Source organism: Jiangella aurantiaca, from assembly GCF_004349105.1.
Classification (GTDB): Bacteria; Actinomycetota; Actinomycetes; order Jiangellales; family Jiangellaceae; genus Jiangella; species Jiangella aurantiaca.
In genome coordinates this window covers 1-18,359 of sequence record NZ_SMLB01000034.1, presented here as the reverse complement: position 1 = coordinate 18,359, position 18,359 = coordinate 1, and the positions used below count along the sequence as shown (strand labels likewise).

The 18,359-nt window shown below is 71.5% G+C and carries 14 protein-coding genes; 9 read left to right on the top strand and 5 right to left on the bottom strand.

The features are described from left to right. Positions 1-121 precede the first annotated feature (121 nt). A complete protein-coding gene (locus E1262_RS20700; RefSeq protein ID WP_132105079.1) occupies positions 122-1,006 on the top strand; it encodes an NAD-dependent epimerase/dehydratase family protein in 885 nt (294 codons plus the stop codon). On the opposite strand, the gene E1262_RS20695 is transcribed toward E1262_RS20700, so the two are convergent. The 4 genes from E1262_RS20695 to E1262_RS20680 form a co-directional block, all read right to left on the bottom strand. After that, positions 995-1,735, bottom strand: a complete 741-nt coding sequence (locus tag E1262_RS20695; protein WP_132105077.1) for a cupin domain-containing protein — start codon at positions 1,733-1,735, stop codon at positions 995-997. The two genes, E1262_RS20700 and E1262_RS20695, sit on opposite strands and share 12 nt — an antisense overlap. After that, positions 1,732-2,664 carry a DUF6807 domain-containing protein gene (locus tag E1262_RS20690; RefSeq protein ID WP_132105075.1) on the bottom strand — a complete coding sequence of 311 codons (933 nt, stop codon included), beginning with the start codon at positions 2,662-2,664 and terminating at the stop codon, positions 1,732-1,734. Before E1262_RS20690 ends, E1262_RS20695 begins: the two co-directional genes overlap by 4 nt. Before the next feature lie 134 nt (positions 2,665-2,798). Further along, entirely contained in the window at positions 2,799-4,928 is a 2,130-nt protein-coding gene (locus tag E1262_RS20685; protein ID WP_132105073.1) for a PhoX family protein, read from the bottom strand. A gap of 354 nt (positions 4,929-5,282) precedes the next feature. Next, on the bottom strand, positions 5,283-7,418 hold the full coding sequence (locus E1262_RS20680) for a PhoX family protein (RefSeq protein ID WP_132105071.1): 2,136 nt from the start codon (positions 7,416-7,418) through the stop codon (positions 5,283-5,285). 162 nt (positions 7,419-7,580) lie between these two features. On the opposite strand from E1262_RS20680, the gene E1262_RS20675 reads away from it, so the two are divergent. Next, the gene (locus E1262_RS20675) at positions 7,581-9,308 is read left to right on the top strand and encodes an aminotransferase class V-fold PLP-dependent enzyme (protein ID WP_203454108.1); all 1,728 of its coding nucleotides are present in this window, start codon (positions 7,581-7,583) and stop codon (positions 9,306-9,308) included. Between the two features lie 391 nt (positions 9,309-9,699). Then, complete coding sequence (locus E1262_RS20670; protein ID WP_132105067.1) at positions 9,700-10,335, top strand: vitamin K epoxide reductase family protein; 636 nt, start codon at positions 9,700-9,702, stop codon at positions 10,333-10,335. A gap of 104 nt (positions 10,336-10,439) precedes the next feature. On the opposite strand, the gene E1262_RS20665 is transcribed toward E1262_RS20670, so the two are convergent. Then, positions 10,440-11,654 (bottom strand): TerC/Alx family metal homeostasis membrane protein, encoded by a 1,215-nt coding sequence (locus tag E1262_RS20665; protein WP_132105065.1) that lies wholly within the window; start codon positions 11,652-11,654, stop codon positions 10,440-10,442. Positions 11,655-11,847: 193 nt separating this feature from the next. On the opposite strand from E1262_RS20665, the gene leuS reads away from it, so the two are divergent. From leuS to E1262_RS20635, 6 genes are all read left to right on the top strand, one after another. Continuing rightward, positions 11,848-14,721, top strand: a complete 2,874-nt coding sequence (gene leuS / locus E1262_RS20660; protein ID WP_132105063.1) for a leucine--tRNA ligase — start codon at positions 11,848-11,850, stop codon at positions 14,719-14,721. A 6-nt stretch (positions 14,722-14,727) separates the two neighbouring features. Next, entirely contained in the window at positions 14,728-15,639 is a 912-nt protein-coding gene (locus E1262_RS20655; protein ID WP_132105061.1) for a DegV family protein, read from the top strand. Between the two features lie 32 nt (positions 15,640-15,671). Further along, complete coding sequence (locus tag E1262_RS20650; RefSeq protein WP_203454107.1) at positions 15,672-16,130, top strand: VOC family protein; 459 nt, start codon at positions 15,672-15,674, stop codon at positions 16,128-16,130. A gap of 175 nt (positions 16,131-16,305) precedes the next feature. Continuing rightward, entirely contained in the window at positions 16,306-16,770 is a 465-nt protein-coding gene (locus E1262_RS20645) for an RNA polymerase sigma factor (RefSeq protein WP_132105059.1), read from the top strand. After that, positions 16,767-17,477 carry a hypothetical protein gene (locus tag E1262_RS20640; RefSeq protein WP_132105057.1) on the top strand — a complete coding sequence of 237 codons (711 nt, stop codon included), beginning with the start codon at positions 16,767-16,769 and terminating at the stop codon, positions 17,475-17,477. The genes E1262_RS20645 and E1262_RS20640 overlap by 4 nt, the downstream gene beginning before the upstream one ends. Before the next feature lie 205 nt (positions 17,478-17,682). Beyond that, on the top strand, positions 17,683-18,359 hold a 677-nt coding region (locus E1262_RS20635; RefSeq protein WP_203454106.1), incomplete at its 3' end, for an SLBB domain-containing protein.

Sequence of the window (18,359 nt, the reverse complement as noted above, 5' to 3'; positions counted from 1 at the left end):
CGTGTCGTGCCGGTGGAGCACTCAAGGCGGGACGGTAGACCTCGCACGAGGTCCTGACCACCAGTTGTCATGACGTCCCACCGCCATCGTCCTGCGGAGATACCTGAGAGGATGGGCGCTCGTGAGGCGAGTACTCATCACCGGGGCCGCGGGCCTGATCGGCCGGACCGCCTGCCGGCACTTCGCCGAGGCGGGCTACGGGGTCACCGCGCTGGTGCTCGACGATCCAGGCGGGCTGGCGGCCGATCGCGTCGTCGTGGGCGACGCCACCGACCGCGACACCGTGACGGCCGCGCTGGACGGCGCCGACGCGGTGGTGCACCTGGCGGCGCTCCCGGCGCCGGAGCTCGGCTCGCCCGAGGCCGTCTTCGCGGGCAACACCGCCGCGACGTTCACCGTCCTCGACGCCGCGGGGGAGCGGGGCGTGCGCAACGCCGTCATCGCCAGCAGCATCAACGCGCTCGGCTACCGGTACGGGCGGCAGCAGCCGGCGCACCCGGAGTACCTGCCGCTGGACGAACGGGTGCCCAGCCGCGCCGCCGACCCGTACTCACTGTCGAAGGTCGTCGACGAGCTGACCGCGCAGGCCATGCACCGCCGCCACGGCATGGACGTCGTCGCGCTGCGGTTCCCGATGATCGGCGGGTTTGGCGACGACGCCGTCGGCGACGACCGGCTGGTGGGCTACCTGGAGAAGATCGCCGCCGACCCCGGCCACGCCGCCCCGGACCTGTGGCTCTACCTGGAGACCCGCGACGCCGCGCGGGCGGCCGAGCTCGCGCTGCGGCCCACCCGGCCGGGGGCGCACACGGTCTTCGTCGCCGCGCCGGAGAACTCCACGCCGTACCCGACGGAGCAGCTGCTGGCCGCGTTCCACCCGGACGTGCCGCGGCGGCGCGCGTTCTCGGGGCGGGAGGCGCCGGTCGACCTGACCGCCGCCCGCGAGCTGATCGGGTTCACGGCGACCCGGCTCGCCCGCCTGTCTGAGGAGGATCTATTCCGCTAGGGCCGCGACGTCCCAGGTGCGCAGCCGGCCGCACATGCCGTAGCGGTAGGTCCGCTCCCGCCGCTCGCCGACGTGCACCGACGCCGCGCGCAGGTGGCCGGCGTCGCCTCCGGCGAGGTTCGCGAGAACCCGAGCGGTGTCGTCGACGCCGGCCCTGACGGTCTGCTCCCAGGTGGCCCGCCAGTCCGGCACCTTCGCGGCGACCAGCGCGCCGGCTCGCTCGTGCAGCTGGTCGAGGGCGGCCGGCCCGTCCGTGGCGACGCGGTCGCGCAGCTGGGCGAACCCTTCCAGCGCGAGGTCGCGGCGGCGGCGGGCAGCGGCCGCGATCGCGTCCTCGTCAGCGTCGTCGTCCGGCAGCGCGGCGGCCGCGGCGTAGCGGTCCGGGTCGGCCAGCACGTCGTCGGGGAAGGTGAAGACGGCGTCGCCGGCCTCGGGCAGCCCGGCGTTCTGCATGACCACGACGATCTCCAGCCCGCCGTCGTTGACCAGCCGGTGCACCGTCCCCGGCGTGAACCACAGCACCGAGCCGGGCGCCAGCGGGTGCTCGGCGGCGCCGTCGCCGCTCAGCGTCTGCAGCCGCCCGCTGCCGCCGACGACGACGTAGCCCTCGCCGGAGGCGGTGTGCAGGTGCGGCGACCCGCCGGCCAGCCCGTCCGCCGTCGGCCAGTCGTAGACGGTGAGATGGCTGACCGCCGTCCCACCGGGGAACCCCGGCCGCGGCGCGGTCATCGCGCCACCTCCTCGAGCCGCGTGCCGACCGGCTGCGCCAGCGTGGCCAGCGCCGCCGCGCGGTCCGGGTCGCTCGCGCCGTCGGCCACCACGACGGTGTACGAGAACCGCAGCGTGGCGCCCGGCTCGAACGGTACCTCCTCGCTGAAGAACGGCGCCGGGCAGACAGCCGCGAACGCCTCGGTGCGCACGAACCACTGCGGCGGATGCGCCGGGTTGTCCGCGTGGTCGACGATGACGACGGTCGACGCGCCGCCGGTCTCGTCGTGCCGGCCGGTGAACCCCATCCACGGCGCCCGCTGCCCGCGCAGGTCGTCGCCGCCGGCGACGCCGGGCGCCAGCACCGTCCCGCCGGTGAACGCGCGCGGGCCGCGCCAGAACAGCCCGCCGTAGCCGGCGTTCTCGCGCCCGGCGGTGGTGGGGCTGCCCAGCATGAGCGTGGCGTCGGTGCGGTTCGTCATGGCGGTGTCGAACCGCAGCGTCCACGCGTCCTGGCCGAGCGGCATGGCGACGGCGACGGCCCGGTCCTCGTCGACGATGTGCCGGCCGGCCTCGGTGATCCAGGCGAGGTCGTGCCGCCACGTCACCCCGCCCGGCTGGGCGTCGAGCGTGGTGAACCGCTGGTGCCGCATCGCCCCGTTGTTCGGGTACTGGACGTAGCGCTGCTCGTCGCGCGAGTAGGTGCGGCCGCCCCAGAAGTTGTCCGGGCCCACGTGCGGCAGCGACCACGCCAGGCCCTTGTGCCATACGTGGTCGTGCGGGCGGTTGACGGTGACGAGCTCGCCGGCGAGGGTTCGCAGCGGGTGGAAGTACGGCCGCGGCGCCTCCCGCTGCGGGTCGTCCGGTGCGTAGACGTAGCGCACCAGCTCGGCGCCGTCGTGGGTGACGGTGACCGACCTCCCGACGTCGTGCACGCAGCCGAGGTTCATCCACGTCCTCCTGGTCCTTCTCGTCCGCAGGTGCGGAAAGCGCTCTCCCAGCCTATCGGTGGCACCCCGGACGCGAAAGGGCCCCGGCGCCTGGATGGCACCGGGGCCTTCTGCCTGCGGATGGTTCCTGCGGATCAGTCGCCGATGAACGGCCCACCCGTGGGGCTCTTGCGCCAGACGGTGACGACGGACGGCCGCGGCTGGTCGCCATACGGGAACGTCGAGAACGGGTTGTCCGGCGAGGCGTCGTCGTCCTCACCCGGGTGCTGCACCGCGATGGTCGCGGTGCGGCCGTCCGGGGTGATGAACGGGCCGGAGCACTCCGCACCCTTCGGGACCGAGGCGAACCGGCGCACGTGACCCTTGTCGGGGCCCTCGACCGGCATGACGAACAGGCCGTCGTGGATGCCGGACGGGCCGGGCATGCCGTCGGTGGAGATCCACAGCCGGCCGGCCGGGTCGAACGCCACGTTGTCCGGGCAGGACATGTGGCTGACCTGCGTCTTGTCGTAGCCGTCGTAGTAGGTCGACGGGTCGCTCGGGTCGCCCGCGAGCACCAGGATCTTCCAGGTGAACGTGAGCGCGGCGGGGTCGTTGCCGGCCTCGTCGAGGCCGATGACGTGACCCCACTTGTTGTTCAGGCGCGGGTTCGGCTCCTCGACCCCGCGTGCCGCGTTGCGTGCGGTGTTGTTCGTCAGGGCGATGACGACGGTGCCGGTGACGGGGTTGCGCTCGACGTCCTCGGGGCGGTCCATCTTCGTGGCGCCGACCTTGTCGCCGGCGAGGCGCGTGAAGGTCAGGACCTCCTGGACCGTCATGCCCTGGACCTTGCTCTGGCCGCCGACCACGAGCGGGATCCACTGGCCGGTGCCGTCGAAGGCGCCGTCGGCCGGTAGCTTGCCGGTACCGTCGATCTCGCCGGCCGGGCTGTCGCCGGTGAACTTGGCGACGTAGAGGTCGCCCTCCTCCAGCAGCCGCATGTTCGAGTCGCGGTCGCGCTTGCTGTCGCCGGTGCGGTACTTGTTCTTCGAGACGAACTTGTACACGTAGTCGAAGCGCTCGTCGTCGCCCATGTAGGCCACGACGCGGCCGTCCTCGGCGATGGAGACGGTGGCGCCCTCGTGCTTCATCCGGCCCAGCGCGGTGTGCTTGCGCGGCGTGGAGGTCGGGTCGTACGGGTCGACCTCGATGATCCAGCCGAAGCGGTTCGGCTCGTTCGGCTCCTGCGCCACGTCGAAGCGCTTGTTCGTCTTCTCCCAGCCGCGGTCGGTGCCGGCCGTGGTGCGGATGCCGTAGCGGCGGTAGCGCTCCGCCACGGCCGCGTCGGTGACGGCTGCCGACGCGCCGAAGTACTGGTTGAAGTTCTCCTCGGCCGTGAGGATGGTGCCCCACGGCGTGGTGCCGCCGGCGCAGTTGTTGAGCATGCCGAGGATCTTCGTGCCGGTACGGTCGGCGCTGGTCTTCAGCAGGTCGCTGCCGGCCGCCGGGCCCGTCACCGTGAACTCGGTGTTGGTGTGGATGCGCCGGTTGTAGCGGCGGCGCCCGCCGACCGGGAGCCACTCGCCGGACTCGCCGACCCGCTCGATCTCCACAACGGAGCCGCCGTGCGCGGCCTGCGCGATCTTCAGCTGCTCGACGGTGGCCGCGGCGGCGTCGGTCCAGCCGCGGAACATCAGCTCCTCGTTGGTGTACTCGTGGTTCACCCAGAGCAGCGCCTTCGTGAAGTTGCGGTCCAGCGGCAGGATCGCCACGAAGTCGCAGTTGTAGCCGAACTGCTTCAGCTGCGCGGCCTCGGACTGGTGGTCGAAGTCGAACTCCGGCGCGCCCGGCAGGATCGGGTCCCCCCAGGCCACCGTCACCGACCAGTCGTAGCCGTTCGGCACCACGATGGTGTCGAGCGTGTTGTCGCCGATCGAGCGGAAGCCGACCGGGCGGCCGCGCTCGGGCACGTCCGGGAAGTTCGGGGTCGGCGGCTTGGGGCCCGACGACCTCGTGCTCGCCGGGGCAGCGGCGGCGGCCAGCGCGCCGCTCCCGACGCCCGACCCGACGACCAGCGCGGCGACGGCGCCGCTGCGCAGCAGGCCGCGGCGCGACATCGCCTTGTTCACCATGTCGCCGAAGTACTCGTTGTCGCTCTCGTTCGGCACCGGGTGGAAGCAGGCGTCGGCGCAGCGGTACTTGCACGTCATGGCGCTGCGGCCGCCGTGAACGCCACCCAGGAGGGGCAGCAGGCGGCGGCGCTGGGCGCCTTCGGGTTCGGGCATGGGAGTCCCTTCGTCACTTCTCCGGCACGTTCTCACCAGAACCTAGGAACAGGTGCGAGCGGTAGCCACCACATCAGGACGAACAGAAGGTAAAGGGCGCATGAGTTAGGCAAGCCTTCGCTACGCCGCTGACCAGCGCATTTGCCGAGAGTGATCACGCATGACCGGCGTGCCGCTCCCGCCCGCCCGTCTCCCATGATCACCAGCGATCACTGGCGTGTTGGCACCGATCGCCGATCATGGTGGGACGGGGCCGGCGCCGCGGACGAGGGACGCCGGCCCACGCCCCACCCACCCCGGGGCACTGGGGCGCCGTCAGTCGCCGATGGGGCGACTCGCGGCCGACCGCAATGGTCAGTCTCCGATGTATGGCCCGCCGGTCGGGCCGGTGCGCCAGACGGTGACGACCGACGGCCGCGGCTGGTCGCCGTAGGGGAACGTCGAGGCGGGCGCGTCGGGCGATGCGCCATCCTCCTCGCCGGGGTGCTGGACAGCGATCAGCGCGGTCCGGCCGTCGGGCGTGACGCACGGCCCGCAGCACTCGGCACCCACCGGGACGGAGGCGAACCGGCGCAGGTGGCCGGCGTCGTCGCCGTCGAGCGGCAGCACGAACATGCCGTCGTTGACGCCGACGGAGCCGGGCATGCCGTCGGTGGCCAGCCAGAGCCGGCCGGACGGGTCGAATGCGATGTTGTCCGGGCAGCTGATCATGCTGACCCGCGACTTGTCGAAGCCCGCGTAGTAGGTCGAGGGGTCGTCCGGGTCGCCGGCGACCAGCACGATCCGCCAGGTGAAACCGAGCGCCGCCGCGTCGCCGCCGTCCTCGTCCAACGCGATGACGTGGCCCCACCGGTTGGTGGCGCGTGGGTTGGCCTCGTCGGCCTGGGCGGGGGTGCGGCGGTCGTTGTTGGTCAGCGCCATGAAGACGGTGCCGGTGACGGGGTGCGGCTCGACGTCCTCGGGCCGGTCCATCTTCGTGGCGCCGGCGGCGTCGGCGGCCAGCCGGGCGAACACCAGCACCTCTTCGACGCTCATGCCGTCGACCCGGCTCTCGCCGCCGACGACCAGCGCCAGCCACTCGCCGGTGCCGTCGAACAGGCCGTCCGACGGCAGCCGGCCCGAGCCGTCGATCTCCGCTGCCGGGCTGTCGCCGGTGAACCGGGCGACGTAGAGGTCGCCGTCCTCGAGCAGGGCGAGGTTGTGCCGGCGGTCGCGCGCCGATCGGCCGGCGCGGTACCGGCCGGACGAGACGAACTTGTAGACGTACTCGAACCGCTCGTCGTCGCCCATGTAGACCGCGATCCGCCCGTCGGCCGTCAGTGCCGTCGTCGCGCCCTCGTGCTTGAACCGGCCCAGCGCGGTGAGCTTCTGCGGCGTCGAGCGCGGGTCGTACGGGTCGATCTGGCAGATCCAGCCGAAGCGGTTCGGCTCGTTCTGCTCACGCGCGACGTCGAACCGTGGCTCGGCCCGCTCCCAGCCGCGCTCGGTGCCGGTCGTCGTGCGGATGCCGTAGCGGGCGTACCGCGCGGCCGTCGTCGAGTCGATGACGTCGGCGGACGCGCCGAAGTACTGGTGGAAGTTCTCCTCGCCGGTCAGCACGGTGCCCCAGGGCGTGGTGCCGCCGGCGCAGTTGTTGAGCATGCCGAGGACGGCCGTGCCGGACGGGTCGGCCTCGGTGCGCAGCAGAGCGCTGCCGGCGGCCGGGCCGGTGACCCGGAACCGGGTGCCGGTGTGGATGCGCTGGTTGTGACGGCGCCCGCCGCCGGCCGGCCGCCACTCGCCGGTGTCGCCGACCCGCTCGATCTCGACGATGGACCCGCCGTGCGCGGCCATCGCGATGCGCAGCTGCTGCCGCGTCGCGCCGGCCGCGCCGGTCCAGCCGCGGAACATCAGCTCCTCGTTGGTGTACTCGTGGTTGACCCAGAGCAGCGCGCGATCGAAGCGGCGGTCCAGCGGCAGCACGGCGACGAAGTCGCAGTTGTAGCCGAACTGCTCGCGCTGGGCGGCGGCTGTCTGGTCGTCGAAGTCGAACTCGGGCGCTCCGCGCAGCACCGGGTCACCCCACGCGATGGTCACCGACCAGTCGTAGCCGTTCGGGACGACGACGGCGTCGAGCGTGTTGTCGCCGACCGGGCGGAAGCCGACCGGACGGCCGTACTCGGGGCCACCCGGGTGGTCCGGCGTGGGCGGCGTGGCGGCACCGGCGACGTCGTCCGATGCGGTGGCGAGCGTGCCGGCGGTGAGCGTGCCGGCCGCACTGGATCCGACGACGACGGCGGCCGCCAGGGCGCCGCCGCGGAGCAGGCCGCGGCGGCTGACCGCGGCCTCGACCACGTCGCCGAAGTAGGCGTTGCCGCTGGTGTTGGCCGGTTCGTGCGCGCAGGCGTCGGCACAGCGGTATCGGCAGGTCATGGCGCTGCGGCCACCGCGATCGGCGTCGAGCAGCGGGAGCAGCCACCGCCGGACGGGTGCGTCGTCGTGATCGGGCATGGGCGCGACCCCCTTTGCCAGTGGCACGAACGTGGTGTCACAGCGTAGGTAAACATTCACCCGTTGGCTACCGAAAAGTCACGAATGGCGTGGCGGCGGATTCCCGCGTGCCCGACCGGGTCCCGAGGGTGCATGCTGGACCCACGGGGAGAGGGGGCCGCCATGGTCACGACGTCGCTGATCGAGCGGATCCGCAGCGGCATCATCGGCGAGGGCGAGGTGCTGCACGGGCCGTACGGGGCGCGCCGCATGACCTACGCCGACTACACGGCGTCGGGCCGGTCGCTGGACTTCATCGAAGACTTCGTCCGCGAGCAGGTGCTGCCGCTCTACGCCAACACGCACACCGAGAGCTCCGGCACCGGGTTGCAGACCACGCTGCTGCGCGAGGACGCCCGGCGCACCATCCGGTCGTCGGTCGGCGGCACGGACGACCATCTGGTCGTGTTCACCGGGTCCGGCGCCACGTCGGCGGTCAACAAGCTGGTCGGCATCCTCGAGCTGCGGCTGCCGGCCGGCGCGCCGAAGCGGCACGGCGTGCTCTACGACGTCCCGCAGAACCGGCCGGCGGTGTTCGTCGGTCCGTACGAACACCATTCCAATGAGCTGCCGTGGCGCGAGACCATCGCCGACGTCGTCGCCGTCGACACCGACGCCGACGGCCACATCGACCTGCGCCAGCTCGACGATCTGCTGCGCGCGTACGCCGACCGCCCGCTGCGCATCGGCAGCTTCTCCGCCGCCTCCAACGTCACCGGCGTGCTGACGAACACCGACCGCATCGCCGCGCTTCTGCACGAGCACGGCGCGCTGTCGTTCTGGGACTACGCCGCCGCCGGGCCGTACGTCCCGATCCGCATGGCCGAGAGCGCGCCCGGCGCCGGCGACCACAAAGACGCGATCTTCTTGTCGCCGCACAAGTTCGTCGGCGGACCGCAGACTCCCGGCGTGCTGGTGGTCGACCGCGCGCTGGTGCAGAACCAGGTCCCGACCGTCCCCGGCGGCGGCACCGTCGAGTTCGTCAGCCCCGACGAGCACCGCTACCTCGACGACCCGGTCGCCCGCGAGGAGGGCGGCACGCCGGCGATCGTCGAGTCGATCCGGGCCGGACTGGTGTTCGGGCTCAAGGAGGCCGTCGGCACCGACCTCATCCAGGAGCGCGAGGAGCAGCTCTGGAAGTACGCGCTGCGTCGCTGGCAGGACGTCCCGCAGATCGACGTGCTCGGCAACCGCGACGTGCCGCGGCTGTCCATCGTGTCGTTCCGTATCCGCCACGGCGACCGCTTCCTGCACCACAACTTCGTGGTCGCGCTGCTCAACGACCTTTTCGGCATCCAGGCGCGGGGCGGCTGTTCGTGCGCCGGGCCGTACGGCCATCGGCTGCTGTCGGTCGGCCCGGCGCAGTCGACGGCGTTCCGCGACGTCGTCGGCGTCGGCTGCGAGGGCATCAAACCGGGCTGGACCCGGCTGAACTTCAACTACTTCATCTCCGACACCGTCCGCGACTACCTCGTCGACGCGGTGACGCTGATCGCCCGCGACGGCTACCGGCTGCTGCCCGACTACGGCTTCGACCCGCACACCGGGCTGTGGCGGCACCGCGAAGGGACGTCGCGGCCGCCGGTCCGGCTCACGGGGCTGCACTACGACGAGCAGGGGGCGCTGGTCGGGGCCGAGCGGCACGAGCGGGTCGGCGAGGAGGCGCTGGCCGCGCACCTCGACGACGCCCGCGCGGTGCTGGCCGGGCGGCCCGACACCGTCGAGGACGGGCCGACCGGGCTGTCGGACGAGTTCGAGGCGCTGCGCTGGTTCGTCCTGCCGCCGTCGTGCGTGCTGACAGGGGACCGTTCGGTCGAGGTACTGGTCGACGACCGCTGCGCACGGCACTGACCGGGCCGAACGGCGGCGTTCGAGGCAACCTCACACCGAGACAGCGCGCCGACTCGCAGCTGAGCCGGACCCGCGGATCGGGTCGGAGAGCCTTATCGGGTTCGTTGGTGGGCAGCGGCTCGATCGGCTCGACGTCGGTGGAGGGGTCGGCTCCGCTGAACCACTCCGGTTCTGGACGTCGACCGGCCCTGTGGCCGGCGCCAGCACGACGACGGGGGCGGCCACGGCGACCGCCGCGGCGGCGAGTGGCCCGCCGGCGGGACGTCGCTCGAGCCAGTGCATTGCGGCAATCCTCGCATATCGCCAAAGGACCTTCGGCCCGTGCGGCACCAATCGCGGGTAGCGTACGTTGATGGTCCGTCGGATCCCTACGAACTACCCTGGGTGAGTCATGGCCGTGCAGGAGAAGGAACACCTCGAGGACACCGAGTTCGAGCTGCCCGAGACGCGGGCCTCGATCAAGGTGCTCGGCTGGCTGCTCGCTGTCGGCGGCTCGGTCGGCCTCTTCGCGTCGGCGATGCTGATCATCGAGCGCGTGCGGCTGCTCGAGGACCCCGACTACACGCCTTCCTGCAGCTTCAACCCCATCGTCACCTGCGGCACGGTCATGGAGAGCTGGCAGGGCTCGCTGTTCGGCTTCCCGAACCCGGTCATCGGCGTGGCGGCGTTCCCCATCGTCGTCACGGCCGGCGTCATCGCGCTCACCGGCGCCAAGCTGCCGCGCTGGTTCTGGCTGGGCCTCAACGCCGGCGCGCTGGGCGGCGCGGTGTTCGTCACCTGGCTGTTCACCCAGACCACCTACTACATCGGCGCGCTGTGCCCGTACTGCATGGTCGTCTGGGTGGTCACCATCCCGATCTTCGTCTACACGACGGGCTACAACCTCTCCGAGGGGCACCTCAAGGCGCCCGCCTGGCTGCGGCGTGCCGTCGTCGAGAGCCGCGGCCTCATCGTCACCGTCTGGTTCCTCATCATCGCGATCCTCATCACCATCGAGTTCTGGGACCGCTGGTACCTCGTCTTCTGACGCCGCCTCGGCAGGCCGCGTCTCCGCGACCCCAGTACCAGCAGCGTCAGGCGGCCGCTTGCGGTGTGGCGACCGACTCCGCACGAAACTCGTGTCGACGCACCCTAGTGGTGGTGGCCGGCGGGGGTCTCGCCCCGGGCCACCGCCGCGTCGTGGCTGGCCTTGGCCCGGTCGACCAGGTCGAGCAGGCCCTCGGCGTCCTTGGCCATCTGCTTGTACTTCGGCCCGAGCGCGATGATCTGCTGTTTCTCGTCGACCAGGCGCTGGAAGATCCGCTCCCGCTCGGCCGGGTCGGCGGTGTACTCCGAGTCCAGGTAGGCGGTCGCGTGCCGGCGGGCGCCGGCGATCGCCGTCTGGGCCCGGCCGGTGTGGCTGACCAGCGACGCGACCACCGTCACCACCAGGACCACGACGATGACGCCGAGCGACAGCCCGGTGCTGGGCTCGGCCACCTCGACCGGTTCGCCGTTGTTGACGAACGGCAGGTTGTTCTCATGCAGCGCGTGCAGGATGAGCCGCACACCGATGAAGGCCAGGATCGTGGCCAGCCCGAAGGCCAGGTAGATCAGCCGGTCCAGCAGGCCGTCGATGAGGAAGTACAGCTGCCGCAGCCCGAGCAGCCAGAACGCGACGGCGGTGAAGACCAGATAGACGTTCTGCGTCAGCCCGAAGATGGCCGGGATCGAGTCCAGCGCGAACAGCACGTCCGTGCCGGCCAGCGCCACCATCACCAGCAGCAACGGCGTCATCGCGCGGCGCCCGTCGCGCACGGTGAACAGCCGGCCGTCCTCGTAGCCGTCCGTCGTGTGGAAGAGCCGCCGGGCGGCGCGGACGGCGATGTTGCCGGCCTCCTCGACCTCGCCGCCGCGGGGCTTGAGCATGTTGCCCGCCGTCACCAGCAGCACCAGCCCGAACAGGTAGAACACCCAGGCGAACGTGTTGATCAGCGCCGACCCGACGAAGATCAGCGCGGTCCGGGCGAGCAGCGAGAACGTGATGCCGAACAGCAGCGACTTCTGCTGGTACTCGCGCGGCACCCGGAAACTGTGCGGGATGACCAGGAAGACGAACAGGTTGTCGACCGACAGCGCCTTCTCGGTGAGGTAGCCGGCGAAGTACTCCGTGCCCATCGCGGTCCCGCCGAACACCAGGACGCCGATGCCGAAGGCTACGGCGATCCCGACGTACAGCGCCGACCACACCGCGGCCTCGCGCAGCGTCGGGACGTGCGCCTTGCGGATGTGGAAGACGTAGTCGAAGGCCAGCAGTGCGACGAGGCCGGCCACCGTCAGTGTCCACACCCAGCCGGGGACGTCCATGGCCACACCTGAGGGGCGTGGGGCGGGCGAGTGCGCTATCCTGACCACGTGCGAGGCCTGCTGCTCCTTATCGGGCCGCGCTGACTGCAACGGACGCCCTTTTCGCGGCGTCACGTCGGCGCGGCTGACCCCTCCTGCGTGAGGGGTCTTTTCACGTTCCGGGCCCGACACCACAGATGAGGGACGATTTCCGATGAGCCAGACGCAGACCGGCACGACGACGACGCCCGTCGACGACGCGCCGTATCGCTACACCGCCGAGGTGGCCGGCCAGATCGAGCAGCGCTGGCAGGACCGCTGGGAGCACGAGGGCACGTTCGACGCGCCCAACCCCACCGGCCCGCTGGCCGAGCCCGGCACCGAGCTGCCCGCGAAGAAGTTCTTCGTGATGGACATGTTCCCGTACCCGTCCGGGAAGGGGCTGCACGTCGGCCACCCACTGGGGTACATCGCCACCGACGTGTTCGGCCGCTACCGGCGCATGCGCGGCGACAACGTCCTGCACGCGCTGGCCTACGATGCGTTCGGGCTGCCGGCCGAGCAGTACGCCGTCCAGACCGGCCAGCACCCGCGCAAGACCACCGAAGAGAACATCGCGACCATGCGCCGGCAGTTGCGCCGGCTGGGGCTGGCGCACGACAACCGACGCACGTTCGCGACCATCGATCCCGGTTACGTCCGCTGGACGCAGTGGATCTTCCTGCAGATCTTCGAGTCCTGGTACGACACCTCCGCCGACGGCGGACGCGGGCGCGCGCGGCCGATCGCGGAGCTGATCGAGGAGTTCGAGAGCGGCCGGCGCGCTGTGCCCGGGGGCCGCGCGTGGAGTGAGCTGGACGCCGTCGAGCGGCGCCGCATCGTCGACGATTACCGGCTGGCCTACGTGTCCGAGTCGCCCGTCAACTGGTGCCCCGGGCTGGGGACGGTGCTGGCCAACGAGGAGGTCACGGCCGACGGCCGCAGCGAGCGCGGCAACTTCCCGGTGTTCAAGCGCAACCTGCGCCAGTGGATGATGCGCATCACCGCCTACGCCGACCGGCTGATCGACGATCTGGACCGCATCGACTGGCCCGAGAAGGTCAAGACGATGCAGCGCAACTGGATCGGCCGGTCCACCGGCGCGAACACGCGCTTCCGGACCGACGCCGGCGACCTGGAGATCTTCACCACCCGCCCCGACACCATGTTCGGCGCGACGTTCATGGTGGTGGCGCCCGAGCACCCGCTGGTCGACGCGCTGACGCCGTCGGCCTGGCCCGCGGGGACGAAGGACGCCTGGACCGGCGGGCACGCGACGCCCACCGACGCCGTCGCCGCCTACCGCGCCCAGGCCGCGACAAAAACAGATGCGGAGCGTCAGGCTGGGTCCTCAGGGGGCCGCGACAAGACCGGCGTGTTCACCGGCTCGTTCGCCGTCAACCCCGTCAACGGGGAGCGCATCCCCGTCTTCGTCGCCGACTACGTGCTGATGGGGTACGGCACCGGCGCCATCATGGCGGTGCCCGGCCAGGACGAGCGCGACTGGGAGTTCGCCGAGCGGTTCGACCTGCCGATCATCCGGACCGTGCAGCCGCCGGACGGCTTCGACGGCGAGGCGTACGTCGGCGAGGGTCCGGCGGTCAACTCCGCCAACGACGAGATCTCGCTGAACGGCATGGGCGTCGCCGAGGCGAAGGCCGCGATCATCGCCTGGCTGGAGTCGAAGGGGACCGGCGAGGGCGCCGTCACGTACCGGCTGCGCGACTGGCTGTTCAGCCGGCAGCGCTACTGGGGCGAGCCGTTCCCGATCGTCTACGACGAGAACGACCAGCCCATCGCCGTGCCGGACGACCAGCTGCCGGTCGACCTGCCCGAGGTGCCCGACTACTCGCCGCGCACATATGACGCCGACGCTGCAGATACCATGCCCGAGCCGCCGCTGGCCCGCGTCCCGGAGTGGGTCGAGGTCGAGCTGGACCTGGGCGACGGCCCGAAGCGGTACCGCCGCGACACCAACACCATGCCCAACTGGGCCGGGTCGTGCTGGTACGAGCTGCGCTACCTGGACCCCACCAACACCGAGCGGCTGGTCGACCCCGAGGTCGAGCGGTACTGGATGGGCCCGCAGGGCGACGGTGACGCCGGCGGCGTCGACCTGTACATCGGCGGTGTCGAGCACGCCGTCCTGCACCTGCTGTACTCGCGGTTCTGGCACAAGGTGCTGTTCGACCTGGGCCACGTGTCCAGCGAGGAGCCGTTCCACAAGCTGTTCAACCAGGGCTACATCCAGGCCTACGCCTACGTCGACGAGCGCGGCCAGTACGTCCCGGCCGAGCAGGTGGTCGAGGACGGGGACGGCTACACCTTCGAGGGCCGCCCGGTCACCCGCGAGTACGGGAAGATGGGCAAGAGCCTGAAGAACATGGTCACGCCCGACGACATGTATCGCGACTACGGCGCTGACACCTTCCGGGTGTACGAGATGTCGATGGGTCCGCTGGACCTGTCCCGGCCGTGGGAGACCCGCGCCGTCGTCGGGTCGCTGCGGTTCCTGCAGCGGGTCTGGCGGAACATCGTCTCAGAAGACACAGGCGAGACGGTCGTGTCGACCGCTCCGGCCGACGACGAGACCCGGCGGGTCCTGCACCGCGCCATCGACGCCGTCCGTACCGACATGGAGGCGATGCGGTTCAACACCGCCATCGCCCGCATGATCGAGCTGAACAACCACCTGACCAAGTTGGACACCGTCCCCCGTGAGGCGGCTGAGGCGCTGGTGCTGATGCTCGCGCCCGTCGCGCCGCACATCGCCGAGGAGCTGTGGTCGCGGCTGGGGCACCCGCAGTCGCTGGTGCACGAGCCGTTCCCCGAGGCCGACCCCGCCTACCTGGTGGAAGAGACGGTCACCTGCGTCGTCCAGGTCGCCGGCAAGGTCCGCGACCGCCTGGAGGTCCCCCCGTCGATCGGCGAGGACGAGCTGCGGGCGCTGGCGCTGGAGTCCGAGGCGGTGCGGCGGTCGCTGGACGGCCGGCCCGTGCGCACGGTCGTCGTGCGGGCGCCCAAGCTGGTCAACGTCGTCCCGGGCTGACGTCGCGTGACGGCGCGGGTCGCGGTCGTCACCGACTCGACGGCGCACCTGGCCGCCGGCGACGTCGAGTCGCACGGCATCCGGGTGGTGCCGCTGCAGGTGGTCGTCGACGGTGTCGCCGTCGACGAGTGGACGCCGGCCGCGTCGCCGCGGTTGGGGGCCGGGGCGGGCGTCGGCGGTCCCGGTGCCGAACGGCGGTTCGGGCCGCGGGAGGTCGCCGACGCGCTGCGGGCCCACGTGCCCGTGACGACGTCGCGGCCCAGCCCGCGGACGTTCCTCGACGTGTACGAGTCGGCGGCCGCGGCGGGGGTCACCGCCGTCGTGTCGGTGCACATCTCCGGCAGCCTGTCCGGGACGGCGGACGCGGCCCGGCTCGCCGCCCGCGACGCGCCGATCCCGGTGCACGTGGTCGACTCCCGGTCGCTCGGGATGGGGCTCGGGTTCGCGGTCCTGGTGGCGGCGTCGGCGGCGGCGCGCGGGCTGACGGCGGACGAGGTGGCGGCGCTGGCGCTGGACCGGGCCGTCCGGTCGTCGGCGTTCTTCTACGTGGACACGCTCGAGTACCTGCGCCGAGGCGGCCGCGTGGGCGCGGCCTCGGCCGTGGTGGGGACGGCGCTGGCGATCAAGCCGCTGCTCCACCTGCGCGACGGCTGGGTCGACCTGCTGGAGAAGGTCCGCACGTCGGCGCGGGCCCGGGCGCGCCTGGAGGACCTCGCCGTCGAGCGGGCGCTGGCCGCCGGTGGCCGCGTCGACGTCGCCGTGCACCACCTCGACAACGCGGCCCGTGCCGTCGAACTGGCCGGCCGTCTCGCTGACCGCCTCCCGTCCGTCGGCTCCGTCGTGGTCACCGAGGTCGGTGCCGTCATCGGTGCCCACGTCGGGCCGGGCCTGCTGGCCGCGGTGATCAGCCCGCACTGACGTTGTCGGTGGCGGCTGGCAGGATCTGGGGGATGCCGATCGCGTCCGAGATCTTCAACCTCACCTTCGACGCCGCCGAGCCGCGCCGGCTGGCAGAGTTCTGGGCGCTGGCGCTCGGGTACCGGCTCGAGCCGCCGCCCGAGGGCTTCGCCACCTGGGAGGAGGCCCTGGCCGCCTGGAACGTCCCAGAGGATCAGTGGGACTCTGCCAGCGCCATCATCGACCCCGATGGCGCGCTGCCACGGATCTTCTTCCAGAAGGTGCCCGAGCCCAAGACGGCCAAGAACCGCGTCCACCTCGACGTCCGCGCCTGGCGCTACACCACCGCCGACGGCGGCCGGCCGCCGGAGGCCGACGTCCGGGCCGCCATCGATGCCAAGGTCGCCGAGCTGGTCGCCGCCGGAGCCACGGTGGTCGGCACGACCGAGCAGTACGGCAACTCCTGGACCGTCCTTCAGGACCCGGAGGGCAACGAGTTCTGCGTGACCTGAGGGGATTCGGCAGCTGCCGGCGAGAACGCTCAGCACGCACCGCCCGAGGGCACTGTGGTGGGAGCCGGCGTGCCGACGAAGCGGCGAACGTCCTTGGCGAACACATCGACCAACACGACAGACGTCTCTGGTTCGGTGCAACGCTGAACCGTCGTCGGACGACATTGCAGGTGTGATGCCAACTGAGAAGGCTTCGGCCGGGTTCGAGGAGACCTACCGCGAGCAGCGACTGCCGCTGCTGCGGTTCGCCTATCTCCTCTGTGGCTCGCGGGAGACGAGTGAGGACGTCGTGCAGAGCGCGTTCGCGTCGGCTCAATCGCGATGGGACCAGATTCAAAGCCCGGCGTCGTACCTGAGACGGTCGGTCCTGAACCTGGTGAAGGACGGACAACGACGTCGATACCGCCTGGCCACGCTCGTTCCGGTTGCCCAATCGGAGGCGGTCGTCCTTCCTCCGGAGGTGGACGAGACCTGGACCCTGATCCAGCACTTGCCATGGCCCCAACGGGCTGTCGTGGTCCTGCACTACTACGAAGACCTTCCCTTGGTCGAGATCGCCCAGGTCCTCGAGCGGTCCGAATCGACGGTCCGCTCCGACCATCGTCGAGCCCTCGACAAGCTGCGAAAGGCACTGCGATGACCAACGAACCCATCACCGACCTTCGGCTGGACCAGCACCTGCGACACACCCTCGAGACGGTCGCCGAAACCGTCACGGCCGACGTGTCCGCCGCGCCAGGTGGTAACACCGGCAAGCGGCCGCACCGCCGCTATCGCCGCATCGGGCTGGTCGCCGGAGCCGTCGCCGTTCCCCTCGCCCTGGCGGCTGCCGCGTTCATCCAGTCGGGACCGGAGTACGTCGACCAGATCCCCCCCGAGTCGATCATCGCGAAGGGAAACGTGGGTGGCAGCGACTATCTGCTCGTGGAGAACCGCAGAACCGAGTGTGATCGGCCGGCACAGGGCGTCGAACTCGTCGAGGAGCGCGAGAACCTCTTCGGAAGTGAGTGGAACACCGTCGGCGAGCAGTACGGCGAGCGCGTCGACGATTGCGGGGTCGACACCAAGCGGTACCTCGCGAACCCGGCCCTCTTCAATGACGGCGGAGTCCCCGTCGGAGATGCGCTCGTCTGGCTCTGGGCGGTTCACCCAGACGTCACCGCGGTGCGCATCACAACGTCGGCCGACGTCGAGGACCTGCCCGTATACACGGTGGACGGCGCTGGTTACGCCCTGTTCGAAGTGCCCGACGACGTTGAGGCGTTCACCGCCGAGCTCCTCATCAACGGTGAAGTGGTTCCCGGCTCTGCAGAGGTTCACAGGCTGAACGCACCAGCTCGGGACTGAGCTCGATCGTCGACACGAACGGTCCGGGCGTTGTGGTCGAAGGCGGCGGCGCCCGGATCGATTCCCATGTCGACCGCACGCTCATCGGCAGTGTCGGGCGAGCCGCGTCCCAGCTTGTCCACAGCCCTGACCAGTTCCTTCAGTTGTCCACAGCAGCCGGTTTCGGCGGTCGCCGCGGTCGGTGGTGGGACCTAGCGTCGCTGGCATGCGATCGCTCCGTTCCCGCCCCGCTGACGACCGGACGGCGGCGCTCGTCCGTGCTCGGGTGGCGCACCTGGCCGGCGCCCAGCGCGGTGGAGCGCCCGCTGAAGCCACGGATCAGAGCGCGCCGGCGCCGCGGGACGAGCCGGTGCCGGGCGGCGACCGCGCGGACGAGGCGGGTCACGACGGCGACGCCCGATCGCAGGAGTGGCTGGACTCACTGCAGAACCGGTTGCCGGTGGCCGTCCGCCCGGCGCGGCTCGGGCTGGAGCGCACCCACCTCGCGGTGATCGTGCTCGTCGTCCTGGTCGGCGTGATCGGCGCGGCGGTGCTGTTCCTGCTGGCCAGGCCGGAGGTCGTGCCCCTCGAGCCCGAGCTCGTGGCCACCGGCCGGCCCATCGCCACCGGGACCGAGCCGCCGGCCGACGAGGTTCCCTCCAGCGAGACACCGTCCGGCGAGCCGCCGCCGTCGGGCTCACCGGCGGCCATCGTGGTGCACGTGGCCGGGCTGGTCGCCCGTCCGGGCGTGGTCGAGCTGCCGGCCGGTTCCCGGGTGGTGGACGCCATCGAGGCGGCCGGCGGAGCCACTGCGGACGCCGACCTGACCCCGATCAACCTCGCCCGCGTCCTCACCGACGGCGAGCAGGTGCTCGTCTCGGCTGACCCGCCCCCGCCGGAGGC

Bases quoted from the DNA above. Each gene is read 5' to 3' on its own strand.
- E1262_RS20695 (WP_132105077.1), bottom strand. From the start codon at position 1,735: ATGACCGCGCCGCGGCCGGGGTTCCCCGGTGGGACGGCGGTCAGCCAT.
- E1262_RS20690 (WP_132105075.1), bottom strand. From the start codon at position 2,664: ATGAACCTCGGCTGCGTGCACGACGTCGGGAGGTCGGTCACCGTCACC.
- E1262_RS20670 (WP_132105067.1), top strand. From the start codon at position 9,700: ATGGCCGTGCAGGAGAAGGAACACCTCGAGGACACCGAGTTCGAGCTG.
- leuS (WP_132105063.1), top strand. From the start codon at position 11,848: ATGAGCCAGACGCAGACCGGCACGACGACGACGCCCGTCGACGACGCG.
- E1262_RS20650 (WP_203454107.1), top strand. From the start codon at position 15,672: ATGCCGATCGCGTCCGAGATCTTCAACCTCACCTTCGACGCCGCCGAG.
- E1262_RS20665 (WP_132105065.1), bottom strand. From the start codon at position 11,654: ATGGACGTCCCCGGCTGGGTGTGGACACTGACGGTGGCCGGCCTCGTC.
- E1262_RS20680 (WP_132105071.1), bottom strand. From the start codon at position 7,418: ATGCCCGATCACGACGACGCACCCGTCCGGCGGTGGCTGCTCCCGCTG.
- E1262_RS20685 (WP_132105073.1), bottom strand. From the start codon at position 4,928: ATGCCCGAACCCGAAGGCGCCCAGCGCCGCCGCCTGCTGCCCCTCCTG.
- E1262_RS20675 (WP_203454108.1), top strand. From the start codon at position 7,581: ATGGTCACGACGTCGCTGATCGAGCGGATCCGCAGCGGCATCATCGGC.
- E1262_RS20640 (WP_132105057.1), top strand. From the start codon at position 16,767: ATGACCAACGAACCCATCACCGACCTTCGGCTGGACCAGCACCTGCGA.
- E1262_RS20645 (WP_132105059.1), top strand. From the start codon at position 16,306: ATGCCAACTGAGAAGGCTTCGGCCGGGTTCGAGGAGACCTACCGCGAG.